Origin of the sequence: Phascolarctobacterium succinatutens CAG:287 (assembly GCF_000434895.1) — a bacterium.
GTDB lineage: Bacteria > Bacillota > Negativicutes > Acidaminococcales > Acidaminococcaceae > Phascolarctobacterium_A > Phascolarctobacterium_A succinatutens_A.
The window spans coordinates 19916-26525 of record NZ_FR892784.1 but is presented as its reverse complement, the minus strand read 5'-3'; the positions used below and the strand labels follow the sequence as shown (position 1 = coordinate 26525).

General features: G+C 38.6%; 11 protein-coding genes. 2 read left to right on the top strand and 9 right to left on the bottom strand.

Annotated features, from left to right (window positions below):
• Positions 1–416: hypothetical protein (locus BN587_RS04495; RefSeq protein ID WP_044484236.1), on the top strand; the 416-nt coding region annotated here is incomplete at its 5' end.
• Here the strand turns inward: BN587_RS04495 and BN587_RS04490 are convergent.
• The 9 genes from BN587_RS04490 to BN587_RS04450 all read right to left on the bottom strand — a co-directional run bounded on the left by BN587_RS04490 (position 413) and on the right by BN587_RS04450 (position 5358).
• The gene (locus tag BN587_RS04490; RefSeq protein WP_021719951.1) at positions 413–985 is read right to left on the bottom strand and encodes a hypothetical protein; all 573 of its coding nucleotides are present in this window, start codon (positions 983–985) and stop codon (positions 413–415) included. The two genes, BN587_RS04495 and BN587_RS04490, sit on opposite strands and share 4 nt — an antisense overlap.
• A gap of 372 nt (positions 986–1357) precedes the next feature.
• Positions 1358–1819: a hypothetical protein gene (locus BN587_RS04485; protein WP_021719950.1), complete on the bottom strand. Its 462-nt coding sequence runs from the start codon at positions 1817–1819 to the stop codon at positions 1358–1360.
• A complete protein-coding gene (locus BN587_RS04480) occupies positions 1792–2373 on the bottom strand; it encodes a GTPase domain-containing protein (protein ID WP_293828089.1) in 582 nt (193 codons plus the stop codon). The genes BN587_RS04485 and BN587_RS04480 overlap by 28 nt, the downstream gene beginning before the upstream one ends.
• A gap of 26 nt (positions 2374–2399) precedes the next feature.
• Positions 2400–2588, bottom strand: a complete 189-nt coding sequence (locus BN587_RS04475) for a hypothetical protein (RefSeq protein WP_021719948.1) — start codon at positions 2586–2588, stop codon at positions 2400–2402.
• 52 nt (positions 2589–2640) lie between these two features.
• Positions 2641–3237, bottom strand: a complete 597-nt coding sequence (locus BN587_RS04470) for a hypothetical protein (protein ID WP_021719947.1) — start codon at positions 3235–3237, stop codon at positions 2641–2643.
• A gap of 17 nt (positions 3238–3254) precedes the next feature.
• Entirely contained in the window at positions 3255–3539 is a 285-nt protein-coding gene (locus BN587_RS04465; RefSeq protein WP_021719946.1) for a PqqD family protein, read from the bottom strand.
• A complete protein-coding gene (locus tag BN587_RS04460; RefSeq protein ID WP_021719945.1) occupies positions 3536–3748 on the bottom strand; it encodes a hypothetical protein in 213 nt (70 codons plus the stop codon). Before BN587_RS04460 ends, BN587_RS04465 begins: the two co-directional genes overlap by 4 nt.
• On the bottom strand, positions 3745–4794 hold the full coding sequence (locus BN587_RS04455) for a radical SAM/SPASM domain-containing protein (protein ID WP_021719944.1): 1050 nt from the start codon (positions 4792–4794) through the stop codon (positions 3745–3747). The genes BN587_RS04460 and BN587_RS04455 overlap by 4 nt, the downstream gene beginning before the upstream one ends.
• Before the next feature lie 327 nt (positions 4795–5121).
• Complete coding sequence (locus BN587_RS04450; protein WP_044484232.1) at positions 5122–5358, bottom strand: helix-turn-helix domain-containing protein; 237 nt, start codon at positions 5356–5358, stop codon at positions 5122–5124.
• An 841-nt stretch (positions 5359–6199) separates the two neighbouring features.
• Between BN587_RS04450 and BN587_RS04440 the strand changes: the two genes are divergently transcribed.
• A partial coding sequence (locus BN587_RS04440; RefSeq protein WP_044484248.1) for a gamma carbonic anhydrase family protein occupies positions 6200–6610 on the top strand: 411 nt, incomplete at its 3' end.

Genomic DNA, 6610 nt, shown 5'->3' with positions numbered 1-6610 from the left:
CGCAAGCGGTAATCGCTGTTGCAACAGCACCCTTGGAAACCCTTGCCTGGAGCGGCTCTTTAGGGACACTTTGGCAAACCAAATTAATGTTTACCATGATTCATCTGAAAAATGCCTTTTTCAACGTCTTTCCCCAACGCCTGGCTCTCAAAACCCTTATCACGCAAGGACTTCATAAATTTGGCAAACCTCCACAGCCGCTCTGTCTGCATACCCTGCAAAAGCGAACAACCTTGAAGCTACAAAAAGCCCGCTCGCGGGACGTCAAAATAGCTTCCGCAAAACACGTTCGCCAAACAGCAGCGCTGTCATTGCCTATTACGTCTCCATTATACAGCACGCATCTTCTCTTCGTCAAGAAGAAAAAAAGACACATAAGAAAAGGCCGCCACTTACGTGGCAGCCCTGCGTCCTAGTCGACGCGTTTCACCTTGTAGACAGGAAGGTTATCCTTTTTGGCCAGCTCCAGGAGCTCGGCCATGGCCTTGCCGGTACCGTACTTGCTGACGAGCAGCTCGCGCATAGCTCCTTCAGAGTAGAAGGTGCTGCGACGAACAAGCGACGAGGTGTAGGAACCATCGGCGCAACGTCCGGGAATAGCGTAATCTGCGGTGATTTTCCGCTTCAATTTATCGTTGGTAATGTACAAGCCTGTGCAGGATTCCTCCGCCAGGTAGCAGAACCAGCTGCGCGGTGCGAACTTACGCACCAGCGCCTCCCAGAAAGCGGGCTGCGGGCCATCTGCAGATATATACTTGATAAAGAGCTGTCCTTTGCCGTCGAACTGGATTTTTTCAACGCCAGCGCGGAGATCAAAGGCCTGGATGCCGGCGCCCTCAGCGATGAAGCTGAGCCAGCCGCAGCCAAAGGCAGTTTTCGGTTTACGCTCATCCTTGCGCGTCCAGCGCTTGAGCTTTTTAAAGAGGTTTGCCAGCTCCTCTTGAGGACCGTAGACGTATAAATTTGTGTAACAATAATTTGCCATATAAGAATCATCCTTTCTTTAAAACACTTAAACAGGCTAGAAAAAGGCAATAAAAAAAGCCATTATGGGAATCAATTTTTGGGTACACTAATAGCATACACACTACTAGTACACACAATCTTAGATTTTTCCCTTAATGACATCTTATAATTCTTATATGGTTGAATTATAGGTAGCGGCCTATGCGCTACCATTATTGTACAATACAATACCAAGTGTGTCAAGAAGTTTTTGAGAAGTTTTTTACTTTTCTTATTCTGCACCTGCTCAGTCAAGCTCAAAGCATGCGTAACTCTACCGCCATGCCGCACCACAGCGCCAGCAGATAGATGACAAAATAATACATACTTCAAGTATTCTCAACCCTAGTTTTTATACACTAATCACATCATCTTTATTATTTATTACTTCATATTCAAGGATTTTCTTTGCCATTTCATAACAATTATCTATATAATATTTTCCTAATGTTTTGGTCATAGCAAAACCAGCACAAGCTGCTACAACTGGTCCGACATAGGGAATATATTTTAAAAATCGTTTTTTAGCATATCGTTCAGCTACTTGCCTAAGAACCAACATTATACCTTCTTCGGTAAGATATGCAAGCACCTTATCCGCAAGTTGTTTCCCTACGGGTCCTAATACAGTCATGTATTTCTCTATAACTGTTTCATCAAGCCAAAAACTTTCTCTAATTTCTTGAGCCATCTTATAAAAAGCCGCTAAATCACAGCTAACATCAACACCAGGGATAGGATTTAAAGCATTAGCAGCTACCGCCCAAGCATAGGTATTAATATCATCTAAACATTTTCTTCTTTTTCTAGCCAACTCTTGAATACTTTCTGCTTTAAAGCCGCAATGATTTTATCCTTCTTTACATCATCAAGGTCAGAAGCAAAAATATCGTCCTTTAATTCTTTAATCCCAATGCCAGTCTTACAGCTTGTAAAATAAACTTTTATGTCTGTAGCACCTACTTTAGAATAAACATCTTCAACGATTTCTTTCTTCAGATCGTCTAGTGTCCTTTCACCATCCCATATATCGTCTTCCTTATTGCGCACAATAAAATAAGGATGCTTCCTAGATTGATTCCATTCCTTAAATTTTTTAAATAACTTTCCGTCGGCATCATGTAATTTACCGGCAAATACGAACAGATACAAATCATAATCCTCTACAGAAAATTGTTTGCACCAGTCTTCAAAAGGAAATCTTTTCGTGTCATATCCAGGCAAATCAACGATTCTCAATGCTCCCCAAGATGCTTCTTGGCTTTTCACTGTGGTATCTGTATATACTCCAGATTTAAATAAATTTTTGCCTATCAATTTGTTAATAACACTCGATTTACCTGCACCCGGCTGCCCGACTAAAGCAATTTTAGTATGCGTACCCTGATTTCTTTTTATTTTTGAAGAACAAGATTAGATCTAAACGACACTATATCATTTGAACCTTTTGAAGCTGCCATCCCAACCGCAAGACCAACTACTGATGCTACTCCAGCTAATTCAGCTACGCTAAGTGCTGCCAATGGTATTATGCCTTTAACCTTAGATTGAGTTACTAAACAAGGCTTTCTATATTTTTTCATTATCGTAAATCTCCTCTTACAAAACAGGCAATGATATTTTTATATTTAGTTGTTAATTATACATCAGCTTTACATAAATTTTCGATGGTTCCCAATTATGTTCTGTATTCTTCTCAGAATTAACACGAAGCCTAATATATTTACCAGTATCTTTATCTATCATTGCGGAAAGTACACAACCATCTTTATATTCAATAGCTAATACAGTGCCGGGAAAATAGTAATCAATCACTCCAAATCTCGTGATATTTTGGGCTGTATGTTCTTTGATTTCTCTTTCATTTGCTACCCTGTTAGATAGGTTAAGCAATCTTGTGCATAACGTTGTACTTTGTATTTCTGTAAGTATATGCGCAGAAGTTTTCCCAGAAAAGGCAGATTGCCAATCTTTATCTAATCTTGTCTTACGTATGGTATATTCTGAACTTAAAACTGTACGTAGTTCATCAGGATATTCTTTATCCCATACTGGTGTAAAGTCACCAATATATGCATCAAGAGCAGGGGTCTGCCATTCTATATCAGATGGTATGTAAATTTTGGGAAGCGGCGAAGGCTTTAATGTATAAAATGCACCCAATACTACTAATACAGACAAGATTATACCTGCTAATACTTTTTTTGTAATTTTCATGGTCGTAAATTTCATTATCGTACCCTCCGTAATTATTCTTCTAGTCTCACAAGTCTTTTCCATTGCAATTCTCTAATCAAACATAGAATATCTTCTCTTAATTCATTTTCATCAACATCATACGTTTGCAGCAACATATCAGCAATATCAGAAGCTGTATTTTTGCAATTACTCAAAGAAATTATTTCTCCACCTATTTTATTCAAGTAACATATGTCCAGTTCTTTGCCATATAACACCATAATATCTTTTTCCCAACGTTTTTTCAAAGAAATATCGACAAGCTTTTTATGCTTAAGCCACTCCCATGTAATCATGCTCTCCCCTCCACTTCAACTAGTTGCTGAACCTTACCCCAACCAGTACGACCATTCAGCATCTTTTTGACTTGTGTCCCAACAGCCACACCTACAGCAAAAGCTTCAATAGCCGCCGCCAAACCGGCTGGAATAACCCCTTCAATACTCACATTTGAAATAACCATTGGTTTCTTATATTGTTTTTTCATTTTAACTTGTACCTTCATATTCTTATATCATCATTGACGTGATTAAGTATATTACCTTTCTGCTTTTCAGCATCAATAGAATTTATAAACTCTAAGACTTTTGGATTATGCCAAGCATATTTGCCCTTATTTTTCCAAATAGAATCTATCGTTTCGTCCAAAACATTGCCTATTGTAAAAGGAGTCATGCAATCTAATCTAAAATCTCCATTCGGGCGGATAATACCACCACTATTAGGAGCAGATACATATCGTTCCATAGATGTATTAACATTCATAGATCTTTCAATTCTTATTTTTCCTGCATATTCCCTAGACAATTTATCAATCTGTTCATAAAGATAATTGCGTTGCTCATGTGTTAAAAAAATATCTTTATTAAAAATAGCTCTACCACTTGGCAATATCTCACCAATCATAATGCTGCCAGCACCTACTGAATAAGCTAATTTAACCATATCATCTAAATAAGGCAATGTTTTAGGAGTAACAGAATGTGCTATAACCAATGGTATTCCGCTATCAGAAATTTCCATTGCTCCATTAACAGCTTTCTCCCAACTGCCTTCTACACCTCTAAACGAGTCATGCAACTCAGGTGTTGAACCATCAATAGAAATTTGAAACCAAAAATAGCGGTACTTAGAAAATCTTTTGACTTTTTCTTTGCTTAACAACATACCATTCGTAATAACAACAAACGAAGTCCCGTCTTCATGTAGTATATCCATAATATCAAATAAATCTTCTCCTAGAAGCAATGGTTCCCCTCCGGAAATAATGCATTGAAAAATGCCACCTGCTTCAACAATTTGTTTAGCTAAACTTTTCCACTTTTGCGGAGTCATGCTTGTATATTGAACACGATCAACATCCCCAGATCTATTATAACAATGCTTACATTTTAAGTTACAAGCTCCTGTCAGTTCAAATTGTAAAGTAATTGGGAAAGAGAACTCCTTTGGATACAAGTCTGCTGCTTGCATAGCAATAATATTTTCTGCTTCCTGTTTTGCTCTCTTTAAATCAACAGCATTAAAAATTTTTACATAATCCTTACTCAATCTATCTTACCTCCACGAATCATATTACAGTAATGGTGCAATATTTTATAATACTCTTCAACATCCATACCTTCAAAATATAAATGATACAAGTACTCCCCTCTACAAATATTAGGTCTTTTATTGTATATCGAGCACTTATTATTAATTAAATATTTGCATATTCCGTCTCCTCTATTGAAATTTTTCATTGCAGGTATTTTATATAAATGTTTGCAACATTCTCCACATTGATTGCAATCAAATATTTTACCATTTATAATTGTTACTTGATCCAAAATATTCTCCCTTATAATAGGTGATAGTATGTATACAAACTATCACCTATCAAGCCAACATTTCATTTTTTATCAGCAAATTAACATCAATCTCCAACGCATCAGCAATCTGATACAGAGTTTCTAAAGAAAAACTGTTGCCTCTATTCCCTCGCTCAATCTGCCCAAGATAAGCGGCACTCATACCAATCCGCTCGGCCAGCTCTGCTTGCGTATAGCCTTTCTTTTTTCTATAATATGCTATTTTCAATCCAATATTCTTGTAACGTGTAGCAAACAACGTCATCACCTCTTGTCAAGCTTCTCTTTATAATATTAACAGTTTATATAAATTATTTTTTAGGTATATAGTCTGCTTTTTTAGGTTAATAACTTCAATCAGCTTTTTTTCTCTTTTTTAGTTAATCTTTGAAAACAACTTGCAACTTCAATTCAACTTGCTTGCAACCATATACGATTGCTTCTGCTCAATTATTTTTTCAAGAAGCGACAGCCCCTCACTGCCGCTTCCTGCACCCATCAAGCCTCTCGCTTTACCTCATACACTGGCAAGCCATCGTACTGAAATGTTTCCACACTAGCGCGATTATCAAAGGCTTGCATACCTGCCCCTTGGGCAATAAAGCCAATCCAACCAGAGCCGAAAGGCGTACGCTCTTTGCGCTCGTCCTTGCGCGTCCAGCACTTGAGCTTTTTTAAAGAGGTTTGCCAGCTCCTCTTGCGGACCATGAACATATAAATTTGTGTAACTGTAATTTGCCATATAAGAATCATCCTTTCTTTATAACACTGAATATGCGAAAAACGCAACAAAAAAAGCTATTATAATGAAATTTTCGCATAGGAAAATATCATTATAATAGCCTAAAATTCTTATATAAACAAATGTATACAGCTTGTCTAAGTGCTGTGTGGTTATTATATAGCGAATCAGTAAATCTGTCAAGGTAACACAAAAATTTTTTCTACCGCCCACCCACAACTAAATCCAATCCTTCACATCTGCAAAATAAATGTGAACGCCTTGACTTTATTATCTGCTCATATGATAATAATAGTGTGAGAAGAAATTGTTTATCTTTCAAGACTGCCGCGAAGGCAGCCAATTTACAGAAAGCGGTGATACCATGATTTTTAAATTTGAAGCGCAAGCCCCCAAAATTGATGAAAAGGCCTATGCCTTTAATACTGCCACCCTGATTGGCAAGGTTGAGCTTAAAGAGTACGCCAGCGTTTGGCCAGGCGTTACTATCCGCGGCGACGTTAACCGCATCGAGGTTGGCCGCTACAGCAATATCCAGGACAACAGCGTGCTGCACGTTGCTGATAACTACGCCTGCATCGTCGGTGATTATGTAACTGTAGGCCACTGCGCTCTGCTGCATGCCTGCACCGTTGAAGACCACTGCCTCATCGGCATGCATTCTACCGTACTTGACGGCGCTGTAATCGGCCACGGCTCTATCGTTGCTGCCGGTGCCGTTGTAACCAAAGGCACCATCGTACCGCCGAATTCCCTGGTTGCCGGCATTCCTGCC

What these genes read in the sequence shown, in the direction of transcription:
- BN587_RS04490 (WP_021719951.1), bottom strand. Translation starts at nt 985, where the DNA reads ATGGCAAATTATTGTTACACAAATTTATACGTCTACGGTCCTCAAGAG.
- BN587_RS04475 (WP_021719948.1), bottom strand. Translation starts at nt 2,588, where the DNA reads ATGAAAAAATATAGAAAGCCTTGTTTAGTAACTCAATCTAAGGTTAAA.
- BN587_RS04470 (WP_021719947.1), bottom strand. Translation starts at nt 3,237, where the DNA reads ATGAAATTTACGACCATGAAAATTACAAAAAAAGTATTAGCAGGTATA.
- BN587_RS04465 (WP_021719946.1), bottom strand. Translation starts at nt 3,539, where the DNA reads ATGATTACATGGGAGTGGCTTAAGCATAAAAAGCTTGTCGATATTTCT.
- BN587_RS04460 (WP_021719945.1), bottom strand. Translation starts at nt 3,748, where the DNA reads ATGAAGGTACAAGTTAAAATGAAAAAACAATATAAGAAACCAATGGTT.
- BN587_RS04450 (WP_044484232.1), bottom strand. Translation starts at nt 5,358, where the DNA reads ATGACGTTGTTTGCTACACGTTACAAGAATATTGGATTGAAAATAGCA.